Genomic DNA, 26720 nt, shown 5'->3' with positions numbered 1-26720 from the left:
CCTTCGGAAATACCGTCTTGTCGGGGCCCGGGTACGGTTGCGATCGTCCGGTCGGCCGCAGACCGCGACCTTTTCCTCCCAGCGCCCGGGACAGCATGAAAATTCCCGGTGCGGATGTGGTCGGGATGACAGGATTTGAACCTGCGACCCTCCGCTCCCAAAGCGGATGCGCTACCAAGCTGCGCTACATCCCGTTTCCGTCCAGCGGCTCCGCTGGCGCCTCCCCGATCGACGGGACCAGGCGGCCCGGGGACGAACCAGATCCCCACGTCGGAGCGGGTGACGGGAATCGAACCCGCACCATCAGCTTGGAAGGCTGAGGTTCTACCATTGAACTACACCCGCAGGCATACGACACCAATGGGATCGCCACGATGTCGTCTGCGTGTAGGACTGTACCGAACTTCACTTCCGGAATGCCAATCGCGCCCCCGAATTTCGGGCGACAGCGGTGCCCGATCGCGTCACATCCGGCATCACCAGCCCGTGGCGCACCCCTCCAGCGATCGAACAGCAAATGATCGCGTTCTCGCCTGAGCGCCCCTGCGAGCACTTCACCCTTCCCACCGGCGGTAAATCGGCCACTGTTCACAACGCGCCCCGTCCTCGCTACCGCAGATCTGCGATAGCGGAATCTCCGATTCGAGCGGCACATGCCGGCGCCCACACCCCGGGTCGAGTTGTGATACTCGTCACCGCGACACTCGGCCGCGCCGGCCGCGCGCGGCAGCGTCAAGGCCCCTGGCCTGCAACAAGAACGAATTCCATCGATTGCGCGGCCGCCTCGCGACGAGCACGCGCAACACGCCGTGAGCGACACGCTGACGAAGGATGTAACGCCGCAGGCCCGCGAACGATCACACTGCCGATCGCCATTCGCGAGGTATCGGAACAGGTTGTAAAACAGTGCTTTTCGGTGCCGAGTGGCTTGCTAGGATCCTTTTTGCCGGACGGGGGTATCTGGAAAGGGGGCGGTGAGCGTGCGCCGAAGGTGTACTCGACCGCGAAGCAGTGAGCGCGTTCCGGAGGGCGTGACCGGCCGGAGCGCCGGCGTCGACGACGTCTGCGCGAGGTGATCGGCGATGCCTGCCGAACTCGACACGCAGACCGCCGCGATCGTCGCGGCGACGACACGGGACTGGGTTCGTGCCGTCTATCCCGGTAGCGGGCTGACAGTCGCTCCGGAACACCTCGAGCAGGTGTTCGCGGCCATCGTGGACGAATTGTTGAATCTTGCACAGTCGGAGCCGTTTCCGGTTCCGGCCGCACGCGCGATCGGGCGCCGGCTCGCCGAGGCCCCCTTCGATCGCACCCGCATGCTCGCCCCGGCCACCAGAGCCCTGCTGGGCTTCGCACCGGGTGAGCCCGGCTCGCTGGTGGCCACCCGATGGCCGTTCGTCGCCAGCCACGCCATCGACAGCTACGCCGAGGCTCTGCAGCAGCGCGCCCTCGCCCAGCAGGAGCGGAATCTGACCGCGGCGGTCTCGGTGCGGGTGCAGGAGATCGCGGCGCTGCAGAATCGGCTGCGGCACGAGGCCACTCACGATGCGCTCACCGATCTGGCCAATCGATCACTGCTGCAGGAGCGGGTGCGGCTGATGGCCACCGACCACACCCGCGGGGTCGGCCTGCTGCTGATCGACCTGGACGACTTCAAGCAGATCAACGACGGCTACGGGCACTCCGTCGGAGACGAGGTGCTGGTGGAGATCTCGCGCCGGCTACGCGCGGCGTGCCCGGACGAAACGGTCGTATGCCGCTACGGCGGAGACGAATTCGTGCTCGCCCTGCCGGCTCGCCGCAACACCCTGGCCGAGGTCGCGATGCGGGTGCTCACCGCTCTGCACGACCCGGTGCCGACCGATGCCGGACCGGTTCCGGTGTCGGCCAGTGTGGGCACCGCCTTCTCGCCGCCGGGCCGGCCGTGCGATTTCTCGGATCTGCTGCGCAGCGCGGACCGCGCCATGTACTCGGCGAAGACAGCGGGCAAGCGGCAGTTCGCACTGTCGGAACTGGGCGATTCCGATGACGAGCCGGGCGGATTCGCGCCCGCCCGACTCGACTACGACGCCGCCGTCGCGGGCTGATTCCGGTCGGCCCCGGGGCCGGCTGCGCATCGTCCGGGATGCGGCCCGCGGAGTCTGCGAGCAATCCTCGGGCAATCGGCCGACGGGTACCCTGGTCGGTGTGTGGCTGCTGCTGATTCTTCTGGTCGTCGTACTGATCGCGTGCGTCGCGCTGGTGTTCGCCGGGCGGGCGAACCAACGCACCCGCGAGAACAACCAACTGGCGGATGCCAAGGCCGACGCCCGTCGGCTGATCGAGCGGCTCGGCGGTCAGGTCTACAACCTCACCGGCACCGATCAGGCCTCCAAGCAGGCGCTGGCCGATGCGGGTGAGCGGCTCAACGCCGCCGGTTCTCAGATCGACCAGGCCACCACGGTCACGCAGGCCCGGCTCGCGAAGGAAACCGCGATCGAGGGTCTGTACTACGTCCGCGCCGCCCGCACGGCGATGAACCTCGATCCCGGCCCGCCCGTCCCCGAACTCGACGGACAGCGCGCGGCCGGCCGGGTGACCGAGGACCGAACCGTCGATTTCGACGGCCGCCGCATCGAGGCCTCCCCCACTCCCTCTCCGCAGACCCCCAACTACTACCCGGGCGGCCGGGTCGCGGGCCGGCCGGTGCCGGCGGGCTGGTACTCCGAGCCGTGGTGGAAGACCGCGCTGGTCGCGGGCGCCTGGGGAGTCGGCTCGGTGCTGCTGTTCGACGCTCTCTTCAGCGGCATGCACGGCGTCGGATACGGCGCCGCCGGCTTCGAAAGTGGTTACGGCGCAGGGTACGACGCCGGTTTCGACGCGGGGCAGGATGCCGGATCGGACACCGGTCAGGGCATCGACGGCGGTGACCAGGGCGGCTACGACACCGCGGGCTATGACGGCGGCTACGACCAGGGCGGCGGATACGACAACGGTGGCGGATTCGACGGCGGCGATTTCGGCGGGTTCGACGGCGGATTTTAATTTTCCGGTAACCGGAAGTTGCGCCTCCGTTTACACTGTGTTATCGATCTTCAGTGTTGATCGACCACGAGGCGAGGGCGGTGCCCTCGTCGTCGTTATCCGGGGGCGGGAACAAGCCCCGACTTCCGGCCGCCGCCACGCTCGTCGCGGCGGTCGCACTGCTCGCCGTCGCCCAGCTGTGGGCATCCGCGCACGGTGCGCTCGGGCCGTTCCGTAGCCTCCTCGACGATTACCTGGCCAACCCGCAATCGGCCTTCGTCTCCTGGGCCGGACTGGGGCTGGCATGTGTCGGCATTTCGGCGCGCCACCGGATCGTCGCGGTGGCCGCGGCGGCGGTACTGGATCTGCTGACACTGGGCTTGCAGGCGCTGTGCGGGTGGCACCTCTCGATCGGAACCGGTCCGACGCTGGTGCTGACGGCGCTCGTGGTCACGGTCGCCCGGTGGCACGGTCGTCCGCGCCGGATCGCGTTGCGCGCCATCGCCTTCGGTGTGCTGCTCATCATGGCGTCGAAGCTGGCCGACACGTGGCTGCTGGTGAGCATCACCGCCGGCCCGCGAGTACTCGACGAGTACGTGCAATATGCCGATCGCGCACTCGGCGATCCGGCCTGGCTGGTCGGCAGCGCCGTCGAGGCGGCCGGACCGATCGCCACCACGGTTTTGCACGCGGTATACATCCAGTTGCCGGCCGCCGCCGTGGTGGTCGCGGTATGGCAGCTGCGGCGAGTGACGACAGCGCCGTGGCCGCGGCACAATCTGCTGCGCACGTTCTTGGCGCTGGGCATCATCGGCCCGCTCGGCTACGTCCTGTTCCCGGTGGTCGGCCCCGTCTTCGCCTACGGGCCCCTCGGCCACGGACTCCAGATCGGCGACTGGCCGCAGGTGCTGCCGTCGGTGACCGGCACCCCGGCGCCGATGCTCTTCGATTCCGGGACCGCCCGCAATTGCATGCCGTCCATGCACACCGCGTGGGCGACCGCGTTGTTCATCCACTCCCGGTCGGGCCCGCGCTGGTTGCGCTGGGGTGGTGCGCTCTGGCTCGTCTGCACCCTGCTCGCAACCCTCGGCTTCGGCTACCACTACGGCTGCGATCTGATCGCGGGCGCGGTGCTGTGCCTGACGGTGGAATCAGCGCTGCGCGAACCCGATCGAGGCTGGGATCGGTACCGGATCCGCATCGTTGCGCTCGGTGCCGCTGTTTTCGCCGGGTTGTTGCTGTCCTACCGGTTCCTGGCCGTCACCATGGCCACCTATCCGGTGCCGTCCGGGCTCGCGATGCTGGCTGCCTCGGCTGCCGTGGGGTTCGGCTTCTACGCGACCTGGTTCGCCGCGCCGGATAGCCGGCTCGCGCGATGGTCGGGACGGAATGTGACAGTGGACACCGATGTGGTTCTCGATTAACCACTCCGTCAAGGCATTCCGGATAATCACGGAAACTTTCGAAAGGTCAGTGGCTGCCTGATGAGCACGGTGCGGGCGGAGCAGCGCGGGTTGCTACGCAAACAGCATTCGGACGACCCGAGATATCTACCCCGCATCCCGATCTTGATCGGAATTCTGCTCTCGGTATCGGCCGCCCTCCTCATATCGGCGCTACACGGATTTCTCGACCTGCAGGTGTATCGGGTCGACACCCTGGCCTGGTTGCATCACGGCGCGCTGTACGGCCCGCCCCTGCCTGTCGCCGGACACACCGACCTGCCGTTCACCTATCCGCCGTCGGCGGCGCTGCTGATGACACCGCTGGCGATCATGCCGCTGTGGCTGGCCGAGATCGCGGTGACGACCACCACCATGGGCTGTCTGGCAGTGACGATCTGGTTGGTGCTGTCGCGGATTCGGCCGGATCTCGACGCCCGCACCAAGGCAACGCCGACCGCGATCGTGACGGTCGCGGCACTGGCGCTCGAACCGGTGCACACCACCCTGTGGTTCGGCCAGATCAACATCATCCTGATGGCTGCGGTCGCGCTCGACTGCCTGACCGTGAAACCCCGCTGGCCGCGCGGCGTCCTGATCGGAATCGCCGCCGTCACGAAGCTGACCCCCGCGGCGTTCGTGTTGTTCCTGCTGATCCGCCGGGATTGGAAGGGCGCGGCCACCGCCGTCGCCACCGCGGCCGGGGCGGTGCTCGCCGGATTCGTGTTGTTCCCGGAGACCTCGACCCAGTACTGGCTGCACGCGATCGGCGACACCCGGCGCATCGGCGCACCCTTCTACGCCGGAAACCAGTCCCTCAAGGGCATGGTCTACCGGTTCGGCCTCCCCGACGCCGCGGCGCCGGTGATCTGGGTCGGGCTGGGATCGATCGTCGTCGCCGCGGGCGCGCTGGTCATGTATCTGCTGATGCGGGCCGAGCGCGGCGCCGACCCGGCCCGCACCGCCGGTGCAGTTCCCGTGGTCGACAAGCTGTCGGTCGCCGCACTGCTCGTGAATGCCGCTGTGCTGCTGCTCGTTTCGCCGGTCTCGTGGACCCATCACTGGGTGTGGGTGGCGCCCGCCCTGGTGGCCGCCACCGCGTGGCGGCCCGGCAAACCCGCCGCCGCGACGATCGGCACGATCGCTGCGATCACGACATTGTTCCTGATCGGAACGACGCTGGTGCCGGCGGGCGGCGACCGGGAACTCACCTGGAGTTGGTGGCAGCATGTGCTCGGGAATACCTACGTCATCGCCACGGTGGTGCTGCTCGTCCTCGTCCTGGGGCGGTTGCTACGCCCCCGCGCGCCCGCGCTACCGGTCGCTCAGACCGGCTGACACGTGGGGCACCAGAACAGGTTTCGCCCCTCCAACACGGCATGGGCGACCGTCGTGCCACAGATCCGGCACGGCTCGCCGGCGCGTCGATAGACATATGTGCGCGGTTTACCGACCGCATACGACGGCGCACCCTGGTCGTGTTCCGGCCGCACCACGACGATCGCGCCCTTACGCACGCCCACCTTCATCAGCGCGACCAGATCCGTCCAGAGAGCATCCCATTCGGCCGCGGAGATCGCCCGTCCCGGGCGCTGCGGCGAAATACCGTGCCGGAACAACACTTCCGCTCGGTACACATTGCCGACACCGGCGACGACCGACTGATCCATCAGCAAGGCCGCGATCGAACGGCCGGATCGGCGGATGCGGTGCGCCGCTCGATCGGGGTCGGCGTTGCGCCGCAACGGGTCCGGGCCCAGCCGTGCGGTCAGCGCGGCGACCTCGGGTTCGTAGAGCACCTCACAGGCGGTCGGCCCGCGCAGATCCGTCCCGTACGGCTGGGCGGCCGACGCGCCGGCGCCGATCATCCGCATCCGAACCTGGCCGACCGGATCGCTCAGCGGTGCGGGCGATTCGGTGAACGTGCCGTACAAACCGAGGTGTACATGCACGACCAGACCCGAATCATAGTGGTGGAAAAGGTGTTTGCCCCACGCCTCGGCCTTGGTCAGGATCGCTCCGTCCACCAGCGCCGCACCCTCGGCGAAACGCCCCTGCGGGCTGGAGACGCGCACGATGCCACCGGCGAAGCGCCGCTGATGCAATTTCGCCAGACGGTGCAGCGTATGTCCCTCGGGCATCGACCGAAAACCGTTCCTTCCACACCGGCCGCGTCAGCTGCGGCCGGGCCGGGTACTGGACCCGGCCCGTGACACCTAGCTCTGCACCGCCGGCGGCTGCCCGGTCTTCTCGTATTCGGCGATGATGTCGATGCGGCGCTGATGGCGCTGCTCGTTCGACCAGGGGGTCGCCAGGAACGCGTCGATGATGGCGAAGGCCTCCTCGGTGCTGTGCATCCGGCCCCCGATACCCATCAGCTGCGCATTGTTGTGCTCGCGGGCCAGCTTCGCGGTCTCCACGCTCCAGGCCAGTGCGCACCGCGCGCCGGGGACCTTGTTCGCGGCGATCTGCTCGCCGTTTCCGCTGCCACCGAAGACGATGCCGAGGCTGCCCGGGTCGGCCACCACACGTCGGGCGGCATCGATGCAGAAAGCCGGGTAGTCGTCGACCGCGTCGTACTCGTGGGCTCCACAGTCGACCACGTCGTGGCCGGCCTCCGTCAGATGGTCCTTGACTTGGTTCTTCAACTCGAAGCCGGCATGGTCGGCACCCAGATATACGCGCATGGGTCCAGATTGTGTCAGGCTCCGCCGACGCCGCCGCACGGGGTGGCCGAGCGCGAATTCTCTATAGAGTTCAGCCCATGCAGTCCGAGGATCAGTGGGCCGATCGGTCACCACAACAGGGACAGGGACGGAATCCGGTGACGGACGGCGCGGGGTGGAATCCACGGCTCGGCCCGCCCGGATGGGGTCCGCAGCAACCGTTCTCTCCGCCGCACGTTCCGCCGTACCAACCGACCCGGGGATTGTCGCCGTGGGGTTTGCCGGCCCGGCACACCTGGGAGATTCCGCTGCTGATCGTGGTCATCCTGGCGACCGCGGCCGGCTATCTCATCGCCTTGCTGTTTCTCCTGTTCGGGGCGGTGAACTACTACGTACTGCTGTTGATTCTCGCGCCGATTCTGTTGTGGTTCGGCCGCGGCACCACCTATTCGATGCAACGACTCAACGGCGTGAAGATGTCGCCCACCCAATTCCCCGAGGGATATCGGATGGTGGTGGAGGCGGCCGCCCGATTCGGTATGGCGACCGTGCCGGACGCCTACGTGGTGCTGGGCAACGGACAGATCAACGCCTTCGCCTCCGGGCACGGATTTCGGCGGTTCGTGGTCGTCTACAGCGATCTGTTCGAGGTCGGCGGCCAAGCCCGCGATCCCGATGCGCTCGCGTTCATCATCGGTCACGAGGTCGGTCATATCGCGGCGGGACATGTGTCCTACTGGCGGCAGCTCGGCATGTTCCTGGTGCCGTTCCTGCCGATCATCGGCAACTCGCTCATCCGCGCGCAGGAGTACACGGCCGACAATCACGGTTTCTGCAATCGCCACACCGGCGCGCCAGGGGCGATGAAAACCTTGGCCGGGGGCAAATATCTCAATTCGCTGGTCGACTTCGACGAAATGGCCGACCGTGCCGCGCAGGAGAAGGGCTTCTTCGTCTGGATGGTCAACGCCATGTCCTCGCACCCGGTGTTGACCTGGCGGATGTGGGCGCTGCGCGACCGCAGCCGGCACGGCCGGATGTTCCTGCGGCCCAGTGGGCCGCCGCCATCCCGGGCCACCCCGGCGCCACCGCCCTATCCCCCGATCGCCGGACACCCGCCGACCATGCCGACGGGCGCGCCCGCGGAGACCGCCGGATACCGCGGGTACGGCGAGTATCCCGGCCTGCCGCCGCGGTAGCCCGGCCGTCGATCTTCCCGGAGAGGTTCGCCGGCTCGAAAATCCCGTATTCGCACCCGGTTCGGCACAGGGCACGGTAACCCTGTGCCGTCCGGTCGGCCGATCTAGTCGAAGACGGGGTCCTCGGTGCGAGTCCGCTTGAGCTCGAAGAAGTGCGGGTAGGACGCCAGCGCGACGGCTCCGTCCCACACCTTGCCGGCCTCCTCGCCGCGCGGAATGCGCGACAGCACCGGACCGAAGAACGCGGTGTTGTTGATGTGGATGGTCGGAGTTCCCACGTCGGGTCCGACCTTGTCCATACCCGCGTGATGGCTCTCGCGCAGGGCCGCGTCGTATTCGGTGCTGGTGGCGGCGTCGGCGAGTTCGGCGGGCAGGCCCACCTCGGCGAGCGCGTCGGCGATGACCGCGGCGAGGGTTTCGAAGCGATCCTCGCGCTCGTATTCCTCGCGCCGGTTGTGGATGCGGGTCCCCATGGCCGTGTAGAGCGGCGAGAGGACCTTGTCCCCGTGTTCGGCGGCCGCGGCGATCGCGACCCGAACCGGCCCCCAGGCCGACTTCATCAACTCGACGTAGCGCTCCGGCAGATCCTCCCGGCCCTCGTTGAGCACCGCCAGGCTCATCACATGGAAGTGCGTCTCGATATCGCGGACCTTCTCGACCTCCAGAATCCACCGCGAGGTGATCCAGCACCACGGACACAGCGGATCGAACCAGAAGTCGACACGATCCTTGGCACCGCCGCCGGCGGTGGTCGTCTCATCGCTCACGTGTTGTCCTCTCGAACATGGGGAGGCCGCGCGCCCCACCCTCAACAGTCGTCAACGCCGCGAAGTTCCCGATATTTCCCGAGCGCTCGGCCATCGCACAGTAGGGTCGAATGCGACCCTGGTAGGCGCTGCCCGGAGGTTCTCCCCTATGACCACAGATTCCAGGTTCGTCGTCGTCGGCGGCGGTCTGGCCGCCGCGAAGCTGGTGGAGTCGTTGCGCGGCAACGGCTTCGACGGCGCCCTCACCCTGATCGGTGAGGAGACGGAGCTGCCCTACGAACGCCCGCCGCTGTCGAAGGAACATCTGCTCGGCAAGAAATCGCTCGCCGACTTCACGGTACATACCGCCGACTGGTATCGCGATCACGATGTGGAGCTGCTGCTCGGCACCGGCGTGACCGCCATCGACCGCACCTCCAAAACCGTTGCGCTACCGGATGGTTCGACACGTCCCTACGACAAATTGGGATTGGCGACCGGTTCCCGCTCGCGCCGGTTGCCGATCCCGGGCGCCGATGCCGAGGGCGTGTACATGCTGCGCACCATCGGCCAGTCCGACGCGCTGCTGACCTTGTTCGGATCAGCCCGGCGGCTGGTCGTGATCGGCGCGGGCTGGATCGGTCTCGAGGTGACGGCCGCGGCGCGTGCCGCCGGCCTGGACGTGGTCGTCCTCGAGGTCGGCGCGGTCCCGCTGCAAGCGGCACTGGGTGCGGAAATGGGCGCCGTCTTCGGCGATCTGCACCGGGCCCACGGCGTGGATCTGCGCTGCGGTGTGCAGGCCGCCGAAATCGTGACCGCCGACGGAAAGGCCACCGGGGTGCGGCTGGCCGACGACACGGTCGTCGACGCCGACGCGGTGCTGATCGCGGTCGGCGCGCGACCGAATATCGAACTGGCCGCCGACGCCGGGCTCGCGGTCGAGGGCGGCGTACTGGTCGACGAGAGTTTGGCCAGTAGCGACCCGGATATCGTCGCGGTCGGCGATATCGCCGATCAACAGCATCCGATACTCGGGCAGCGCGTGCGCGTCGAACACTGGGCGACCGCGCTCAATCAGCCCGCGGTCGCGGCCCTGACCATGCTGGAACGTCCCGCGACCTACGACCGGTTGCCGTACTTCTTCACCGATCAGTACGACCTGGGGATGGAGTACACCGGATTCGTCGCTCCCGGAGCGAACCCGTCGGTGGTGGTCCGCGGCGATACCGCGAGCCGCGAATTCGTGGCCTTCTGGCTGGATTCGGGTAATCGCGTGCTGGCCGGGATGAACGTGAACGTCTGGGATGTCACCGATCGGATCAAGGAGCTGATCCTCGGCGGCGAGCCGGTGGATCCCCGGTCACTGGCCGACACCTCGACCGAATTGTGACCGGCATCACGGCACGGATGCGTCGAGCGGGCGCGAGCGGCGACGACCTCGTTGTGCGCGCGCCGTGGTGGCGCGCCCGCGATCCGAGGAGACCATCGTGAAGTACATGCTGCTCAAGACCTACAGTCCGGCCGCCCACTGCGACACCCCGATCGGTGAGTGGCCACCGGAGGACATCGCCGCCCATATCGAATTCCAGCGCGCGCTCGGCCAGGCGCTACGGGATTCGGGGGAACTGGTCGACGCCCAGGGCTTGGCCTTTCCGGACCAAGCCCGGATCGTCAGCTCCGACGGCCGCTCCGCCCCGGTGGTGACCGACGGCCCGTTCCCGGAGACGAAGGAATTCCTGGCGGGCTACTGGATCGTCGACGTCGACAGCGACGAGCGCGCGCTGGAGATCGCCGCGCAGGCCTCGGCCGCGCCCGGCCCGGGCGGGGTCCCCATCGGCGAATACATCGAGGTACGGGCCGTGATGGACGCACCGGCGAGCCACACCTGATCCGCCATGTCCGATTCGCAGGAGGTGGCCCTGCTGCTGCGCGAAGTCGGTCCGGTGGTCCTCGCGACCCTGGTGCGCCGCTACGGCGATTTCGACGCCGCCGAGGACGCGGTGCAGGAGGCGATGCTGGCCGCGGTCACCCAGTGGCCGCGGCAGGGTTGTCCGGACCATCCCCGGGCCTGGTTGCTGCAGGTGGCGCAGCGCCGACTGATCGATTCGGTGCGGTCGGAGATCGCCCGGCGGAACCGGGAGACCACATCGGCGCTGCGGGAACCGCCCGCACCGGATCCGGTCGCCTCGACCGACGACACGTTGACACTGTTGCTGCTGTGCTGCCATCCGGCACTGTCACCGGCCGCCGCCATCGCGCTGACGTTGCGGGCGGTGGGCGGTCTCACCACCGAGGAGATCGCCCGCGCGTTCCTGCTGCCGGAAGCGACCATGGCGCAGCGCATTTCGCGGGCGAAGAAGAAGCTCGCGGCGCTGCCGCGACCGTTCGCCGAATCCGGTTCCGAACCGCAACACTGGGGCCCGCGGCTGGGCCCGGTGCTGCACGTGCTGTACGTGATGTTCACCGAGGCACACACCGCCTCGGGTGGATCGCAGCTCTATCGCACCGATCTCGCGGCCGAGGCGATCCGGCTGACGCGCAAGATCCGTCAGCTACTCCCGGACGACCCCGAGGTGACCGGGCTGCTGGCGTTGATGCTGTTGACCGACGCCCGCCGGGAGGCGCGGGTCGGCCCACGAGGTGAACTGATTCCGCTGGCGGAACAGGATCGCTCCCGGTGGGATCGGCCGCGTGCCCGCGAGGGCATGCGGCTGGCGACGACGGCGGTCGCCGCCGGGCTCGGCGGTCCCTACCGGATCCAGGCGGCCATCGCGGCGGTGCATACCGAGGCCGCCTCCGCCGCGGACACCGACTGGGAGCGAATCCTGCAGCTGTACAACATTTTCGAGCGACTGTCGGACAATCCGATGGTGAGCCTGAACCGCTCCGTGGCCGTCGCGATGGTGCAGGGGCCGGCGGCCGGGCTGGACCTGGTCGCCTCGATCGAGGACCGGCTTCGCGGCAACCACCGGGTCGATGCCGTACGGGGGCATCTGCACGAGATGGCCGGCGATCGCGCCGCGGCGGTCGAGGCGTACACGGCGGCGGCGCACCGCACCACCAGCACGCCCGAACGCGACTACCTCATGCTGCGCGCGGCCGAACTCCGCCGGGGCTGACCGGCCGGCTCCTCGCTCAGGACCAGGTGTTGCCGGTGATCCGCTGATACGCGTCCATGTACTTCTCACGAGTGATCGCGACGATCTCGGCGGGGATCTCCGGCCCGGGCGGCTCCTTGTCCCAGCCGGTGGAGGTGGCCCAGTCCCGGACGAACTGCTTGTCGAAGGAGCGTTGCGCGCGGCCCGGCTCCCATTCGTCGGCGGGCCAGAATCGTGACGAATCGGAGGTCAGCACCTCGTCGCCGAGGGTGAGAACCTCACCGTCCCAACCGAATTCGACCTTGGTATCGGCGATGAGGACACCACGGGCGGCGGCGTGCTCGGCGCCGCGGGTGTAGATCTGCAGCGTCAGCTCGCGCAGCCGCTCCGCGACCTCGCGGCCCTCCTGGTTCACCACGTCCTCGAAGGTGATCGGTTCGTCGTGCCCGGCGGCGGCTTTGGTGGTCGGCGTGAAGATCGGTTCGGGAAGTTTGTCGCCCTCGCGCAGACCCGGAGGCAACTGCACGCCGGACACGGCCCCGGTGCGGCGATACTCCTGCAGCCCCGACCCGACCAGATAGCCCCGCGCGATGCACTCCACCTGCACCATCTTCAACGGCCGCACCCGTACCGCACGACCGGCGAATTTCTCCGGGACGTCGGTCGTGGACAGCACATGATTGGGTACGTCCGCGAAGTAGTCGAACCACCAGTTCGACAGCTGGGTGAGCAGGGCGCCCTTGTCCGGAATCGGCGTCGGCAGCACCACGTCGTAGACCGAGACCCGATCGGAGGCGACCAGAATCAGCGAATCGCCGTCCTCGTACAGATCACGCACCTTCCCGGCGTGGATGTGCTTCACCGGACCTCCTCGCTTCGCTGTTCACCGCACACGAATGCCCAGCCTACCGAGCGGCCCGACGCCGCCGGACGCTCGGTGGCGTGGCATGCGGCGAGCCGTCACGGACGGGGTGCGGATGAGCAGTCGGCCCAGCCGAGCGGGCGCGGACGTGGCATTCTGGGCAACGTTGCGCGTGCATCCGCAGCGTGGCTCACCGACGGCCCGAGTGTAAGGAGTCTCCTTGTCCGCACCGAACCTCACCCGCGAGCAGGCCATCGCGAGGGCCGCGACGGTCAGCGTCGAGAACTACCGGATCGAGCTCGATCTCACCGGGCAGCCAACCGACCCGGCCGCGGGTGAAACGTTCTTCTCTCGTTCCACGGTCACCTTCTCCGCCACGCCGGGCGCGGAAACGTTCGTCGACATCGTCGCCGCGGGCGTGCGCTCCGCGGAGCTCAACGGCACCGCACTCGACGTCTCCGGCTACGACGAGTCACGGGGTCTCACACTGACCGATCTCGCCGAGAACAACGTGCTGGTGGTCGAGGCGGACTGCGAATACTCGCACACCGGTGAGGGGCTGCATCGTTTCGTCGACCCCACCGACGACAAGGTCTACCTGTACTCGCAGTTCGAAACCGCCGACGCCAAGCGGATGTTCGCCTGCTTCGATCAGCCGGACCTGAAGGCGACCTTCGATGTGATCGTCACCGCCCCGGCGGACTGGGAGGTCATCTCCAACGGGGCCGCCACCGGCACGCGGACCGTCGGCGCCGAGTCGTCCGGTCGCTCTGCAGGCTCCGCTCCCGCGGTCGAGCACACCTTCGCCACCACACCGCGGATGAGTACCTATCTGGTGGCGTTGATCGCCGGACCTTACGCCAAGTGGATCGACGTCTATACCGACGAGCAGTCCACCATTCCACTGGGCATCTACTGCCGGGCCTCACTGGCCGAATTCATGGACGCCGAACGGCTTTTCACCGAAACCAAGCAGGGGTTCGCCTTCTACCACCGCAACTTCGGGGTGCCGTATGTCTTCGGCAAGTACGACCAGCTGTTCGTGCCCGAATTCAACGCCGGGGCCATGGAGAACGCCGGTGCGGTCACCTTCCTCGAGGATTACGTCTTCCGTTCCAAGGTGACTCGCGCGTCCTACGAGCGGCGCGCGGAGACCGTGCTGCACGAGATGGCGCACATGTGGTTCGGCGATCTGGTGACCATGAAGTGGTGGGACGACCTGTGGCTGAACGAATCGTTCGCCACCTTCGCCTCGGTGCTGTGCCAGTCCGAGGCGACCGAATACACCGGCGCCTGGACCACTTTCGCCAACGTCGAGAAGTCCTGGGCATACCGCCAGGACCAGCTGCCCTCCACCCACCCGATCGCCGCCGATATTCCGGATCTGGCGGCGGTGGAGGTCAATTTCGACGGCATCACCTACGCCAAGGGCGCCTCGGTCCTCAAGCAACTGGTGGCCTATGTCGGGCTGGAACCGTTCCTGGCCGGTTTGCGGGACTACTTCGGCGCACACGCCTTCGGCAACGCCACCTTCGACGACCTGGTCGGCGCCCTCGAAAAGTCTTCGGGGCGTGACCTTTCCAGCTGGGGTGCGCAATGGCTGAAGACCACCGGGCTGAATACGCTGCGCCCCGAATTCGAGGTCGACGCCGACGGGAAGTTCACCCGGTTCGCCGTCGTCCAGGGCGGTGCCGAGCCGGGCGCCGGTGAGCGCCGAGTGCACCGCCTGGCCATCGGCGTGTACGACGATCGGGACGGAAAGCTGGTGCGTACCAAGCGCGTCGAGCTCGACCTCGAGGCCGCGGAACGAACCGAGGTCCCCGATCTGGTGGGTGTCGAGCGCGGGCAGCTGGTGCTGGTGAACGACGATGACCTGACCTACTGCTCGCTGCGTCTGGACCCGCAGTCGTTGGACACGGTGGTCGCCCGGATCGCTGACATCGCCGAATCCCTGCCCCGCACCCTCTGCTGGTCGGCGGCATGGGAAATGACGCGTCAGGCCGAGATGCGAGCCCGAGATTTCGTGGCGCTGGTGCAGCGTGGGATCGGCGGGGAAACCGAAATCGGTGTCGTGCAGCGACTGCTGATGCAGGCGCATACCGCGCTGGCAAGCTACGCCGACCCGGAATGGGCCGATCAGACCGGCTGGCCCGCCTTCGCCGACCGGCTGCTGGAGTTGGCGCGCGCGGCGGAGCCGGGTTCGGATCATCAGCTGGCGTTCGTCAACGCTCTCACGGCGGCGCGGCTGTCCCCCTGGCACAGTGAGGTGCTCGGCACCCTGCTGCTGGATTCCGATCCGGCCGCGGCCCAGCTGCCCGGGCTCGCGGTCGATACCGATCTGCGCTGGCGGATCGTGCAGGCGCTGGCCGCGGCCGGCCAACTCGATGCCGAGAGCACCGAAACGCCGACCATCGATGCCGAACTCGAACGCGACCCCACCGCCGCGGGTCGACGCCAGGCCGCGGCGGCCGCCACCGCGCGTCCGCAGGCCGAGGTGAAGGAAAAGGCGTGGCGGACGGTCATGGACGACGATTCGGTACCCAATATCACCGCGCGGGCCATCGTCGGCGGTTTCGCTCCGGTGGGACAGGGCGACCTGTTGGCGCCCTACGTTCAGCGCTACTTCGACGAGATCGCCGCGGTATGGGAACGGCGCTCCAGCGAGGTCGCCCAGACGGTGGTGGTCGGCCTCTATCCGCACTGGGCCATCAGCGAGGAGGCCGTCGCCGTGGCCGACAAATTCCTCGCCGACGACCACCCGCCGGCCCTGCGCCGCTTGGTGATCGAGGGGAAGGCCGGAATCGAGCGCTCACTGCGGGCCCGCGCTGCCGATATCGCCTGAGAATCGCCCGACCCGGGGCGGCGGCCGTCGAACATGATCGACGCCGCCCCGGATCTCGCCGAACATCCTGTCCGGCAGGGCATTTCAGGCTCGCGGAACGGGCGTGTTGTGCCGTGCCACGATCCACCAGCGCCCTTGCTCTTTCGTCAGAACGTAGAGCGCGACCATTGCCGGCTCGGCGTCGATCGGGTCACCGTCGGCGGTGACGGCGCGAGCGGCCTTGTGCGCGATGGCCACATCCGGCCGCAGGAAGGCGATATCGGTGACTTCGTAGCGCACGTACTCGTCCTTCAAGAACCCTGCCAGACCCACTCGGCTCGCTTCGAGGGTCGCGTCCCGACCCCGGATCAGCACGCCGGCTGCGTTGCCCAGCACCGCGTTTCGCGCCACATCCTTCACCAGGAGGTCGGCGTCGTTGGCATTGAACGCGGTTTCGACATTCGCGATCAGGGCGCGAATAGCCTCCCGGTCTCCGGTGTGGTCGACGCTGGTGTCGGCGACGACCGGAGCGTCGATGTCCGTTGTGTCCGTCTTGTCCATGACACCTATCCTGAAACCTCGAGCAGGGTTGAGCTCAAGCCCGCCGCATGCGTCACCGCTCACAGTCCGGACCGGCGCCGGCCTCGAGTCGTGATCTCCGCCGCCGCGACAACACCGCACCATCCGAACGCTCGCTCGGCAGGATCGGTCGACTCCGTCTCGCTGCTGTGGGCAGATCCGCTCTCGGCAGCACGGCGGGCATTCCTGGCGGTAGGTGCGGCACGGTGGGTCTATGGCTCACGACGACAACAAAATTCCGCTGTTCGGTTGGCGATCGCGCGAGCAGCTGCTCAGCCGTCGCATCCTCGTCCTGGACGGCGGGCTCGACGACGACAACGGCACGCTGCTCACCACCCAGCTACTCACACTGGCGGCCGAGGATCCCGAGGCCGACATCTCCCTGTGGATTCACTCCCCCGGTGGATCGGTGCCGTCGATGCTGGCGATCCGGGACGTCATGCGGCTGATTCCGTGCCGGGTCTCCACCCTGGCGCTCGGGTTGGCCTGCAGCGCAGGGCAATTCCTCCTCTCCGCGGGCACCCGCGGCCGCCGGTATGCGATGCCGCACGCGCGCATCCTGATGCATCAGGGGTCGGCCGGCATCGGCGGCAGCGCCGGCGAGGTGGAGGTGCAGGCCGACGATCTGCGGCACACCGTGAACACGGTGCTGGGCCTCATCGCCGAGGACACCGGCCAGCCGTTCGACCGGATCTACGAGGATTCCCTGCACGACCGCTGGTTCACCGCCGCCGAGGCACGCGAGTACGGCTTCATCGACCACATCGTCGACTCGTTCGACCAGGTGATCCCGCAACGCCAACGCGTCGGGATCTCGGCGTGAGTACCGGGACCGGAGGCGGCAGCCCGCGTAACCACGGAGGACGATCATGACCAGCTACACCATTCCCAACGTCATCGCCCAGCATCCCCGCGGTGAGCGGATCATGGATGTCTATTCGCATCTGTTGACCGAGCGCATCGTCTATCTGGGCACGCCGATCGATTCCGGGGTGGCGAACGCGCTCATCGCGCAGCTGCTGCACCTGGACGCCGAGAACCCCGAACACGAGATCAATCTCTACATCAATTGCGAGGGTGGCGATCTGTCGGCGATGCTGGCGGTCTACGACACGATGCAGCACATCTCGTCGCCGGTGGCGACGACGTGTGTCGGGCAAGCGATCGCGGTCGGCGCGGTACTGCTGGCCGGCGGGGCGAAGGGCCGCCGCTCGATGCTCCCGCACGCCCGGGCCGTACTGCATCAACCGGCCACCCGCGGTCAGGGCGCGATCCCCGATCTGATCATTCAGGCCGACGAACTGGTGCGCATGCGCGCCGAGATCGAGACCATCCTGTCCCGGCACACGGGTCAGGAGGTGGCGACGCTGCGCCACGACACCGACCGGGATCGGGTGTTCACCGCACAGGCGGCGGTCGAGTACGGGCTCGCGGACACCATTCTCGGGTCACGACAGTGAACCGGCGCCGGCCGGGGCGGTCGCTCGACCGGACAGCGTCTCGGCCGGCCCCCAGCGCTGCCGCTAGGCGGCGAGCGCGAGCATCGTCGGCCCGGCCGGCGGCCGCCCGGACAGCGGGCGAACGGGCGCGAGCCGGGTGATCCGAAGCCGGTCGGCGATCTCGGCGGTCAGCTCCGCGAGGTTGGTGCCGAGGGCACCGGCGAGCGCGGCGATCATCTCGCTGGACGGTTCCTTGCGACCACGCTCGACCTCGGACAGGTACTGCGGTGAGATCCCGGCCCGGCCGGCGGTTTCGGTCAGGGTCTCGCCCTGTTCGCGACGCAGTTCGCGCAGCCGCGAGCCGAGCACCTCACGCCAGAGGGGCTCGCCGGCGGGGTGCGGTGGACGCGGTTGGTCGCGGCGCGTGGGCACCGGCCGGACGACCTCCGGACGAGTACCGGAGTCCGCGGGCGCCGCGCGTCCGTCGGTGCCGGTCGGGCGCGGCGAGTCATGGTCTCGGCCACCGGGGATCGAATGCAGTCTCGGATACTCGGCCATGTCGTGAGCTTACGGCCGGGACCCGGTTCGGCGAGCCCGCTTACGCTCTCAGCGGATTTCGGGCCCCACAAACAGCCGCACCCCTTCCCGAATCCTGGGAAGGGGTGCGTGGCCCTGATGCGAACCGGCGCGAGCGTGCCGATCAGTGCATGCGAATCAGCTCGGGCGACCGATCGCCGACGCCATCACGCGGACGGCCGACACCAGTCCGTCGATGAGCTGGCCCTGCCGCAGCGAGGCGAGCGCCGCGGTCGCGCCCAACTGGCAGATCCGGTCGTTGACCCGATCGGCGACCTCGCGACCCGAGCGGACCTCGACCGCCTTGTCGTTCGGGGAGACGGCGATGAGCACCGAATGCGCCGCCTCGGGGGTCGCCGGGAACACCGCGTCGGCACCGGCCGCGGTATCCGGGCCCAGATCGCCGATGTAGATGTTGAACCGCACCTTGGTGGTGCGGGTCGCCTCGGTGAGGGTGTTGTCCATCAGCAGCCGCTCGTGATCGCTGAACGGCGCTTCCTTGAACACGTCACCGGCTTCGTGCACACCGGAGACCCGGCCACTCGCGGTCACGGCGTATCCGTGCGGCAGGGTGGACGCGTCCACCGCAGGCCAACTAGAACTTGCCACTTGCCCGGCCTCCGATCAGATCTGCCCCGGTGGATTCGATTGCCGCATGGTGACCATGCGACGCCTCAGCGACGTGGTGGCCCGGAACGGTCACCTCATCCGTCGCGCTCCACAGCACCGGCGCCGCGGTCCACTTCTTCCCGAGGTCGTAGTGAACCGGCTTCTCGCCGGGCAGTGGTTTGCCGAGGAACGACAATCCGGCGATCACCGCGTAGATCACCAGCGGGATGCCGAGAAAGATCAGCACTGTTTCGAGAATGCTCACAGCTCAACGGTAGACGATCACCGTTTGCGGTCTGCTTCGAGCCACTCGTGTCAGACCAACCAGGCCGCCGCATCCGGTGCGAGCAGCGCGCCCTGCAGGGGTGCACTGGCCAGCAGCACCTTCCCCGGCGGGAGCGGGATCGGCGCGGCCGAGGCGTTGAGCACACAGATCAGGCCGCCCGGCCGGCGGAAGGCCAGACAGTCCTCCGGTCCGCCGTACCAGTCGATCGTGTCACCGTCGAATTCGCCGCACGTCCGCCGCAGTTCGAGTGCCGTCCGATACAACGACAGCGTCGAATCGAGCTGTTCCAATTGCACTTCCACAGTCCGGTCGGCCCAGGCCGCCGGGATGGGCAGCCAGGATTGCGCCGCTCGGGTGAACCCGAAGGGCGGATGTGTACCTTCCCAGGGCATCGGCACCCGGCAGCCGTCGCGACCGCGTTCGGTACGGCCGGAACGCTCCCACACCGGATCCTGCAGCACCTCCTCGGGCAGATCGTCGACATTCGGCAACCCGAGTTCGGCGCCGTTGTAGACGAAGACCGCCCCCGGCAGCGCGAGTTCCACCAGCAGCATCGCTCGCGCACGGGCGAGACCGAGGTCACCGCCGCCGTAGCGGGTCACCTCCCGCTCGATGTCGTGGTTGGACAGCGTCCAGGTCGCGACGGCGCCGACCCGGGCCACCGATTCGAGCGAATTCTCCACCGCCGCACGGATTTTCATCGCATCGAACGGAGTTTCGGCGAGCCGGAAGTTGAATGCGAGGTGGAGCTCGTCCGGCCGCACGTATTCACCGAAGCGGATGTTGTCCTCGACCCAGACCTCACCGATCGACACCGCATCCGGATATTCGTCGAACACCTTGCGCAGTCGCCGATGTATGTCGTGCACGCCCGGGTTGTTGAACCGCGGATCACTGTCGTCGTGGACCAGCAGTTTCGCCTCCGCGTCCGCGGTCTCGGCCGCTTCGGACGGATGTGCGGACAAGCCCACCGCGGCGACGATCTCGGGCGCCATGTCGGGAAGGCCGGGCGGTTTCGCCATCCCGTGTGCCACATCGATGCGGAACCCGTCGATACCGCGGTCGAGCCAGAACCGCATGGTCTGCTCGAAATCCGCGACGACTTCCGGATTGTCCCAGTTCAGATCGGGCTGTTCCGATGCGAACAGGTGCAGGTACCACTGTCCCGGAGTGCCGTCCGGTTCGACGACGCGGGTCCATGCCGGACCACCGAAGATGCTGGGCCAATTGTTCGGCGGCAGTGCCCCGTCCGGGCCACGACCGTCACGGAAGATGTACCGGGCACGCGCGGCGCTGCCCGGCGCGGCCGCGACCGCCGCCTCGAACCAGGGATGCCGATCGCTGGTGTGATTGGGGACCAGATCCATGGTGACCCGGATGCCGCGTTCATGGGCCTCGGCGATCAGCTGGTCCAAGATTTCCAGGTCGCCGAACAGCGGGTCGATGTCGCGCGGATCGCTGACGTCGTAACCGCCGTCGGCCATCGGCGACCGCATGACCGGGCAGATCCACAGCGCGTCGATGCCGAGCAACTCCAGATATCCGAGCCGGTCCCGGATACCACCCAGGTCACCCACACCGTCGCCGGAGGAATCGGCGAACGAACGCGGATAGATTTGGTAGAAGACCGCCGAACGCCACCACGGCGGCGTCGATCCGTCCGATTGCCCGGCGGCGACCCCCACCGCATCGAGCTCAGCCCGTCCCCCGGCCGATGACGCTGTCACAGTCGCCAATAGTGCCAAAATCCGGCTCGGCTGTCCGATCGAGAACTCGGATTTGGCACAAATGAGCAACTGCACAGCAGCCAACGGAGAGGCCGGAAAGGCCGACCGTCGAGCGAATCGATCGGAAAAGACTCACATCGGCGAATTCATCAGCGAATTCGCGGCCATCTCCAGATAATCGAGCAGCGCCCGCCGGTGCTCGTCGTCGAGGATCTCGGGCTCGATCTCCGCGATCGCGATGCGCATGCAGCGCAACCAGGCATCCCGTTCGATCGGGCCGATCGAGAACGGCATGTGGCGCATCCGCAGCCGGGGGTGTCCGCGCTCGTCGGAGTAGGTGCGGGGCCCGCCCCAGTACTGTTCGAGGAACATCCGCAACCGGCGTTCGGCCGGGCCGAGATCCTGTTCCGGATACATCGGTCGCAGGATCTCGTCGGCGGCGACCTCCCGATAGAACGTCGCCACGATCCGCCGGAACGTCTCCGCCCCGCCGACCGCCTCGTAGAACGATGTCGCCGTCTGTTCGCCGGAAGTCATCGACCCTCTCGATCTGCTCGCTGTCGTATCCGCTCCCATTCTGCCCGCAGCGAGCGCGGGCGCCCACCGCGCAGGACGGCGGGCCGACCGGACGCCGACCGGACATCGGCGCATCATCCGCCGTTCAGCGCTGTGTCGACGATGTGATGTGAACATCGCGAATAATCGCCCGGACACCGCATCGGATAACCCTGCCTGCCGGTCGACCACCGGCGATCAGCGAGCCCGGGCCAATTTCGGCACCGAAATTACTGTGCACACGGGCGCGTTCCGTGGTCAACTTGGTGACAGTGTCTGCCGATCAGCACACGAACCGACCTAGCAGAATTCGGGGTCCATCAATGAAGCAGCGGCACGGCGCCCGGTCACACGAGGCGAGAACGCACCGACAACTCCAGCCCGCCGATGTCCACAATCGTGGGTCGGGGGCTACTCCGCTGCATATCCTCTCCGCATATTCCTCTCCCGGACATTCGTCCGCCGCGTCGGGACATCCGTCCCCCGGTGCGATCCCGCACCGAAATATCGAATCCGCCGCCTGGGCCAAGCGCCGGGTGTTGCTTCTGAATGCCACCTACGAACCGCTCACCGCGTTGCCCGCACGACGCGCGATCGTGCTGCTGGTCTGCGACAAGGCCGATACCGTTCATCACAATCCCGAGGGCCCGGTCGTCCACTCGGCCGGCGCATCGGTCGCCCTGCCGTCGGTGATCCGGCTACGCAACTACGTGCGGGTTCCCTATCGCGCCCGGGTCCCGATGACCCGCGCGGCCCTCATGCATCGCGACCGTTACCGCTGTGCCTACTGCGGCGGGAAAGCCGAAACCATCGATCACGTCGTTCCGCGCAGCCGCGGGGGTGCGCACTCATGGGAGAACTGCGTCGCTTCCTGCGCTCCCTGTAACCACCGCAAGGCGGACAAGTTGCTCAGCGAGCTGGGCTGGACCCTGACCCACCCCCTCGTCTCACCACAGGGGCCGCACTGGCGCCTGTTGTCGACCACCTCGGAGCTGGATCCGGCGTGGTTGCAGTATCTGGGCGAAGGCGCCGCCTGACCTCGCCTGGAGCGTGCGCGACTCACAATTGTGAGCAGCGCTCTTGCAATTGCTCTCACCGTGATGCAGACTGTGCTCAGATCAAAGAGAGCGATGCTCTCAAAAGAGATTGGAGCGCACAATGACAGACCTGCACGTCGTTACCGGAGCCGGACCCGTCGGCACCACGATCGCCGAACAACTCGCCGCCACCGGGGCTGCCGTGCGGGTCCTCACCCGTTCGGGCAGCGGCCCCGTTCATCCGCTGATCGAACGCCGAGCGGTCGACGTCAACGACCGCGAGGGTCTCGCCGCCGCGGTCGACGGCGCTGTCGCGATCTACCACTGCACACACGGCTCACGCTATTCCGCCCGGACCTGGCGAGCCGAGCTGCCCGGAGCGGAGCGCACGGTGCTGGATGTGGCCGGCCGCGCGGGCGCGGTGGTCGTATTCCCGGAGAGCTTGTACTCCTACGGCCCGGTCGACCGACCGATGACCGAAGATATGCCGCGCACGGCGGATTTCGGGAAACCCGCCGTGCGGGTGGAACTGTTGCGCGCCCGCGCCGCGTCCGAGACGGCGACGGTCAGTGTGGCGGCGTCCGATTTCATCGGACCGTATGTGCGCACCTCGCACGCCGGCGAGCGGATGGTCCCGAACATCTTGGCAGGCAAGACGGTTCAGGTCTTCGGCAATGCCGACCTCCCGCACTCGTTCACGTATATGCCCGATCTCGCCGCCGCCATGATTCGCGCCGCCGCGGACCGCGCACTGTGGAACAGCTTCCTGCACGCCCCCACCGCGCCGGCCGTCTCGATGCGACAGCTGGTGGCCGCCCTGGCCGCGGCGGCCCGGGTACCGGCACCGAAAGTTGTCGCGCTACCCGGGTGGACGCTGCGCACGGCCGGCGTGGTGAGCTCGATGATGCGGGAGCTCGCCGAGATGAACTATCAGTTCGAGCGCCCGTTCATTCTCGACTCCAGCCGCAGCGAACAGCGGCTGGGCCTCGCGCCGACCCCACTGGACGAAGTAGCGGCCGGAACCGTCGCGTGGTGGAAAACCGCAGTGGCACAGCGGAAGTGAATCAGCTCGCCAGCAGCGGACCGTGCCGGCGCCGGGCGACCGAGCCGTAGCGTGCGTCGAGCCGCAGCCAGGTTCGGCTGGCACGCACCCGCACGGTCTCGGTCGGCGCGATGCGCCGCGAATCCGCCTCACCACCGGCGTGGGGAATGAAATCCATTGCGGTGAGCGCGAAGACGACCCGCATCGGAACCTCGACCCGCTCTCCACCGCCGGTGACGGTCAGTACCGTCTGTTCCAACAGCGAGGCCGGCGGGCCGTGGCCACCGCTGTGTTCGGCCGCCACCTGCGCACCGCGTTCGGCCAGCTCGACCAGGCTCCGCGCCGGAACATCATCGACGTGAGCGAATCCGGCGGCCGGCGGAAGGGCGGTCCGCCACGCCGAGTCCATGGAATACCCCACCTCGATCCGGCCGTCCGCCCCGGGGCTGTGCAGTCCGGTCAAGGCGGCGTCGCCGGCGACGGTGACGTCCGCGACGTCCAGTTCACCGACCACGGTCCGAGCGGCCAGAACTTCGAATCCCGTTGCGGCCCAAGCGGTCACGTAGCGATCCCCGCGCCGGTGCAGGCGGATGACCGCGGCCGGATCCAGCCGGGTCGCATGAGTGAGAAAGGTCGCGAGATTTTCCCGCTCGGCGGGATCGGTTATGCGCAGCATCGAACAGTCGCGTCGTCGGTCTCGTCTAGTCGGCCTGCCACAGACTCAAGTATTCACGTTCCGCCGCGGTGAGCCGGCGTAGCCGCTGGGTGCTCATGTCGAAGGCGGCGATCTGGGTACTGGCCACCACAGCGGGCGGAGAGTCCAGTGCGACGCCGTTGGCGCGGACCTCGTAGCCGATGGTGAAATCCACCGCGCGCAATTGTTCGATCCACATCGCCACATCCAGTGGCGTGTCCTCGTGCCGGAGCTGACCACGGTATCGAACGTGCAGGTCGGCCAGCACACATCCGGTCCGCAATCCGGCCGTCGGCCGACCGCCCTCGAACAGCCACGGGATCCGCGCCTCTTCCAGCAGCGTCACCATGCGGGCGTGGTTGATGTGCTGAAATACGTCCATATCCGACCAGCGGACATCGACCTTGGCGTGAAAACGTTTGGGCAGGACGGCCGTACCGCCGGTATTCCGGAACCCGTTCACCGAGCCGACACTGGTCACGCTGTTACACCTCCGATCGGATGTACCGCCCGCGTGGTCATGCGTTGGTTCGGGTGCGCGGGCGGTCGAGCAAGCTCGAAGCGGCGGCCCGGCATCGGCTGCCGGGGCCGCTTCGGCTACCCAGTATGCAGTGTCGGGGCGCAGGCGCACCTCAGCGCGGCACCTCCGACTGGGCTCCGACACCGCTCACCATGCTGCGGACCTGGCGTGCTGCCACCGACAGCGTGGCCAGATCGTGGGCTCCGGAGGCGAACAACTCCGACAGCGCCGCTCGCGCACGCCCCAACCGGGATTGATTCTTCGACTCCCAGTACGCGATCTTCTCCTCCGCTGTTTCCTCCGGATCACCGGCGGAGAGTACGTCCAGGGTGAGCGAACGCAGGGAACCGTACATATCGTCGCGCAGGGCGAGCCGAGCCAGGGCATGCCAGCGATCGCCTCGTTCGAGATGGCTGACGGCCTGCAGCAACCAGTCGATCTTGAGGTGCTCGTTGAGCGCGTAGTACAGCGCGCCCACCTCCTCGCCGCTGCGGTCGGTGATATCGGCGATGTCGACCACATCGAGCAGCGGGAACAGGTTGAGCAGACCGAAAACCTCGGTCGCCAGATCCTCCGGCACACCCCGGGAGATGATCTTCGCCGAGGATTCGGACAGCGTGTCGAGATGATGGCCGCGTAACCAACCCGGCACCTTCGGCGCCAGTTCCCGGATCGGGCCGCTGTAGCGGTGGATCTCCGCGCCGACCGCCACCGGCTGCGGCCGGTTGCTGAGCAGCCAGCGGGAGGCACGGTCGAGAGTCCGCTTGGTTTCCAGCTCCAGTTCGTCCTTCACCGCTGTCGGGACATCGGCCGCCCGGATACGCTGCCACAGCGAGTGCAGGTCGAAGATCTGGCTGGTGGCGGCGAAGGCCCGCACCACGTCGGTGGTGCTGGCGCCGATCTCCTCGTTGAGCCGGTGGGCATAGGTGATGCCGCCGAGATCGACCATCTCGTTGACGACCATCGTGGTGACGATCTCCCGGCGCAGTCGATGTCGCTTGATCGCGGCGCCGAACCGCGACCGCAGCGGCGCGGGGAAGTACTTGGGCAGCCGCGCCGCGAAGAACGCGCTGTCCGGAAGGTCGCTGTCGAGCAGATCCGCCTTGAGCGACAACTTCACATGAGCCAGGAGGTTCGCCAGTTCCGGCGAGGTCAAGCCCGTTCCCGCCTCGGCTCGGCGCGCCAGTTCCTTCGCGCTGGGCAAGGCCTCCAGCTCACGGTCGAGCCCGCGACGCTGCTCGAGATCATCGATCACGCGGGTGTGCACGTTCAGCATCCGCGGCGCCTCGGTGCGCGACATACCCATCAGGTAGTTCTGGGAGACGTTGTCCCGCAACACCATTTCCGACACGTCGTCGGTCATCGAGGCGAGCAACGGATTGCGTTCCTCCACCGGAAGTTCACCGGCCGAGACGCAACCGTCCAGCAGTACCTTGATGTTGACCTCGTGGTCGGAGCAGTCGACACCGGCCGAATTGTCCAGCGCATCGGTATTGCATTTGCCGCCGAGCTTGCAGAATTCGATGCGCCCCAGGGCGGTGACACCGAGATTCCCGCCCTCGCCGATCACCCGCACCCGAAGGTCACTCGCATTCACCCGCACCGCGTCGTTGGATTTGTCGCCCACCTCGGCATGGGATTCGGTGCTGGCCTTGATATAGGTCCCGATACCGCCGTTCCACAGCAATTGCACCGGCGCCAGCAGAATGGCCCGAATCATTTCCGGCGGCGAGAGCGAGACGACGTCGTCGTCCAGCCCGAGCGCGCGCCGCATCTGCGGGCTGACCGGGATGGCCTTGACCGTCCGATCCCACACCCC

26 protein-coding genes, 2 tRNA genes and 1 riboswitch are annotated in these 26720 nt (G+C 67.7%); of the genes, 13 read left to right on the top strand and 15 right to left on the bottom strand.

Going from position 1 to position 26720, the window contains the following annotated elements; genetic code table 11:
* Positions 1-6: 6 nt before the first annotated feature.
* Positions 7-74: riboswitch (guanidine-III (ykkC-III) riboswitch) on the bottom strand.
* Positions 75-117: 43 nt separating this feature from the next.
* Positions 118-194, bottom strand: a tRNA-Pro gene (locus ON37_RS07160).
* An 80-nt stretch (positions 195-274) separates the two neighbouring features.
* Positions 275-345: transfer RNA gene (locus ON37_RS07155), tRNA-Gly, on the bottom strand.
* A 737-nt stretch (positions 346-1082) separates the two neighbouring features.
* Between ON37_RS07155 and ON37_RS07150 the strand changes: the two genes are divergently transcribed.
* The 4 genes from ON37_RS07150 to ON37_RS07135 all read left to right on the top strand — a co-directional run bounded on the left by ON37_RS07150 (position 1083) and on the right by ON37_RS07135 (position 5783).
* Entirely contained in the window at positions 1083-2087 is a 1005-nt protein-coding gene (locus ON37_RS07150; protein WP_040717986.1) for a GGDEF domain-containing protein, read from the top strand.
* Between the two features lie 91 nt (positions 2088-2178).
* Entirely contained in the window at positions 2179-3024 is an 846-nt protein-coding gene (locus ON37_RS07145; RefSeq protein WP_040718010.1) for a GA module-containing protein, read from the top strand.
* 53 nt (positions 3025-3077) lie between these two features.
* Positions 3078-4427 carry a phosphatase PAP2 family protein gene (locus tag ON37_RS07140; protein ID WP_083892788.1) on the top strand — a complete coding sequence of 450 codons (1350 nt, stop codon included), beginning with the start codon at positions 3078-3080 and terminating at the stop codon, positions 4425-4427.
* Between the two features lie 60 nt (positions 4428-4487).
* Entirely contained in the window at positions 4488-5783 is a 1296-nt protein-coding gene (locus ON37_RS07135; protein WP_083892787.1) for a glycosyltransferase family 87 protein, read from the top strand.
* On the opposite strand, the gene ON37_RS07130 is transcribed toward ON37_RS07135, so the two are convergent.
* Both ON37_RS07130 and ON37_RS07125 read right to left on the bottom strand, forming a co-directional pair.
* A complete protein-coding gene (locus ON37_RS07130; protein WP_040717985.1) occupies positions 5771-6586 on the bottom strand; it encodes an Fpg/Nei family DNA glycosylase in 816 nt (271 codons plus the stop codon). The genes ON37_RS07135 and ON37_RS07130 overlap by 13 nt on opposite strands.
* 75 nt (positions 6587-6661) lie before the next feature.
* Positions 6662-7132, bottom strand: a complete 471-nt coding sequence (locus ON37_RS07125) for a ribose-5-phosphate isomerase (protein ID WP_040717984.1) — start codon at positions 7130-7132, stop codon at positions 6662-6664.
* A gap of 77 nt (positions 7133-7209) precedes the next feature.
* Between ON37_RS07125 and ON37_RS07120 the strand changes: the two genes are divergently transcribed.
* Positions 7210-8310: a M48 family metallopeptidase gene (locus ON37_RS07120; protein WP_245553096.1), complete on the top strand. Its 1101-nt coding sequence runs from the start codon at positions 7210-7212 to the stop codon at positions 8308-8310.
* A gap of 104 nt (positions 8311-8414) precedes the next feature.
* On the opposite strand, the gene ON37_RS07115 is transcribed toward ON37_RS07120, so the two are convergent.
* Complete coding sequence (locus ON37_RS07115; protein WP_040717983.1) at positions 8415-9077, bottom strand: mycothiol-dependent nitroreductase Rv2466c family protein; 663 nt, start codon at positions 9075-9077, stop codon at positions 8415-8417.
* Between the two features lie 148 nt (positions 9078-9225).
* Between ON37_RS07115 and ON37_RS07110 the strand changes: the two genes are divergently transcribed.
* The 3 genes from ON37_RS07110 to ON37_RS07100 all read left to right on the top strand — a co-directional run bounded on the left by ON37_RS07110 (position 9226) and on the right by ON37_RS07100 (position 12175).
* A complete protein-coding gene (locus ON37_RS07110; protein WP_040717982.1) occupies positions 9226-10446 on the top strand; it encodes an NAD(P)/FAD-dependent oxidoreductase in 1221 nt (406 codons plus the stop codon).
* A 97-nt stretch (positions 10447-10543) separates the two neighbouring features.
* Positions 10544-10945 carry a YciI family protein gene (locus ON37_RS07105; RefSeq protein ID WP_174362079.1) on the top strand — a complete coding sequence of 134 codons (402 nt, stop codon included), beginning with the start codon at positions 10544-10546 and terminating at the stop codon, positions 10943-10945.
* A gap of 6 nt (positions 10946-10951) precedes the next feature.
* A complete protein-coding gene (locus ON37_RS07100) occupies positions 10952-12175 on the top strand; it encodes an RNA polymerase sigma factor (protein ID WP_040717981.1) in 1224 nt (407 codons plus the stop codon).
* A gap of 16 nt (positions 12176-12191) precedes the next feature.
* Here ON37_RS07100 and ON37_RS07095 read toward each other — a convergent pair whose 3' ends face one another.
* Entirely contained in the window at positions 12192-13016 is an 825-nt protein-coding gene (locus tag ON37_RS07095; protein WP_040717980.1) for a phosphoribosylaminoimidazolesuccinocarboxamide synthase, read from the bottom strand.
* A gap of 220 nt (positions 13017-13236) precedes the next feature.
* Between ON37_RS07095 and pepN the strand changes: the two genes are divergently transcribed.
* Complete coding sequence (gene pepN, locus ON37_RS07090) at positions 13237-15858, top strand: aminopeptidase N (protein WP_040717979.1); 2622 nt, start codon at positions 13237-13239, stop codon at positions 15856-15858.
* Positions 15859-15942: 84 nt separating this feature from the next.
* Here the strand turns inward: pepN and ON37_RS07085 are convergent, their stop codons facing one another.
* Positions 15943-16398 carry an SgcJ/EcaC family oxidoreductase gene (locus ON37_RS07085; protein ID WP_040717978.1) on the bottom strand — a complete coding sequence of 152 codons (456 nt, stop codon included), beginning with the start codon at positions 16396-16398 and terminating at the stop codon, positions 15943-15945.
* A gap of 232 nt (positions 16399-16630) precedes the next feature.
* On the opposite strand from ON37_RS07085, the gene ON37_RS07080 reads away from it, so the two are divergent.
* Together ON37_RS07080 and ON37_RS07075 are read left to right on the top strand one after the other, a co-directional pair.
* Positions 16631-17239, top strand: a complete 609-nt coding sequence (locus ON37_RS07080) for a ClpP family protease (protein ID WP_040717977.1) — start codon at positions 16631-16633, stop codon at positions 17237-17239.
* A gap of 46 nt (positions 17240-17285) precedes the next feature.
* Positions 17286-17876, top strand: a complete 591-nt coding sequence (locus ON37_RS07075; RefSeq protein ID WP_040717976.1) for a ClpP family protease — start codon at positions 17286-17288, stop codon at positions 17874-17876.
* Between the two features lie 63 nt (positions 17877-17939).
* Here the strand turns inward: ON37_RS07075 and ON37_RS07070 are convergent, their stop codons facing one another.
* From ON37_RS07070 to ON37_RS07050, 5 genes are all read right to left on the bottom strand, one after another.
* On the bottom strand, positions 17940-18413 hold the full coding sequence (locus ON37_RS07070) for a helix-turn-helix domain-containing protein (protein WP_083892786.1): 474 nt from the start codon (positions 18411-18413) through the stop codon (positions 17940-17942).
* Between the two features lie 156 nt (positions 18414-18569).
* On the bottom strand, positions 18570-19016 hold the full coding sequence (locus tag ON37_RS07065) for a DUF5130 domain-containing protein (RefSeq protein ID WP_245553095.1): 447 nt from the start codon (positions 19014-19016) through the stop codon (positions 18570-18572).
* Positions 19017-19026: 10 nt separating this feature from the next.
* A complete protein-coding gene (gene ctaJ, locus ON37_RS07060) occupies positions 19027-19305 on the bottom strand; it encodes an aa3-type cytochrome oxidase subunit CtaJ (RefSeq protein ID WP_040717974.1) in 279 nt (92 codons plus the stop codon).
* Positions 19306-19355: 50 nt separating this feature from the next.
* Entirely contained in the window at positions 19356-21011 is a 1656-nt protein-coding gene (locus ON37_RS07055) for a glycoside hydrolase family 13 protein (RefSeq protein ID WP_040717973.1), read from the bottom strand.
* A gap of 174 nt (positions 21012-21185) precedes the next feature.
* The gene (locus tag ON37_RS07050) at positions 21186-21590 is read right to left on the bottom strand and encodes a globin (protein ID WP_040717972.1); all 405 of its coding nucleotides are present in this window, start codon (positions 21588-21590) and stop codon (positions 21186-21188) included.
* A gap of 341 nt (positions 21591-21931) precedes the next feature.
* Between ON37_RS07050 and ON37_RS07045 the strand changes: the two genes are divergently transcribed.
* Both ON37_RS07045 and ON37_RS07040 read left to right on the top strand, forming a co-directional pair.
* Positions 21932-22645, top strand: a complete 714-nt coding sequence (locus tag ON37_RS07045) for an HNH endonuclease (protein WP_174362078.1) — start codon at positions 21932-21934, stop codon at positions 22643-22645.
* A 121-nt stretch (positions 22646-22766) separates the two neighbouring features.
* Positions 22767-23708 (top strand): NAD-dependent epimerase/dehydratase family protein, encoded by a 942-nt coding sequence (locus ON37_RS07040; protein ID WP_040717970.1) that lies wholly within the window; start codon positions 22767-22769, stop codon positions 23706-23708.
* A 1-nt stretch (position 23709) separates the two neighbouring features.
* Here the strand turns inward: ON37_RS07040 and ON37_RS07035 are convergent, their stop codons facing one another.
* The 3 genes from ON37_RS07035 to ON37_RS07025 all read right to left on the bottom strand — a co-directional run.
* On the bottom strand, positions 23710-24363 hold the full coding sequence (locus ON37_RS07035) for a DUF8185 domain-containing protein (RefSeq protein ID WP_040717969.1): 654 nt from the start codon (positions 24361-24363) through the stop codon (positions 23710-23712).
* A 25-nt stretch (positions 24364-24388) separates the two neighbouring features.
* Entirely contained in the window at positions 24389-24844 is a 456-nt protein-coding gene (locus ON37_RS07030) for an acyl-CoA thioesterase (RefSeq protein WP_281004675.1), read from the bottom strand.
* Between the two features lie 169 nt (positions 24845-25013).
* The coding region (locus ON37_RS07025; protein ID WP_040717968.1) for an NAD-glutamate dehydrogenase domain-containing protein at positions 25014-26720 on the bottom strand (1707 nt) is incomplete at its 5' end.

It is taken from the genome of Nocardia veterana NBRC 100344 (assembly GCF_000308855.1).
GTDB lineage: Bacteria > Actinomycetota > Actinomycetes > Mycobacteriales > Mycobacteriaceae > Nocardia > Nocardia veterana.
This window is presented reverse-complemented; position numbering and strand designations above follow the sequence as displayed.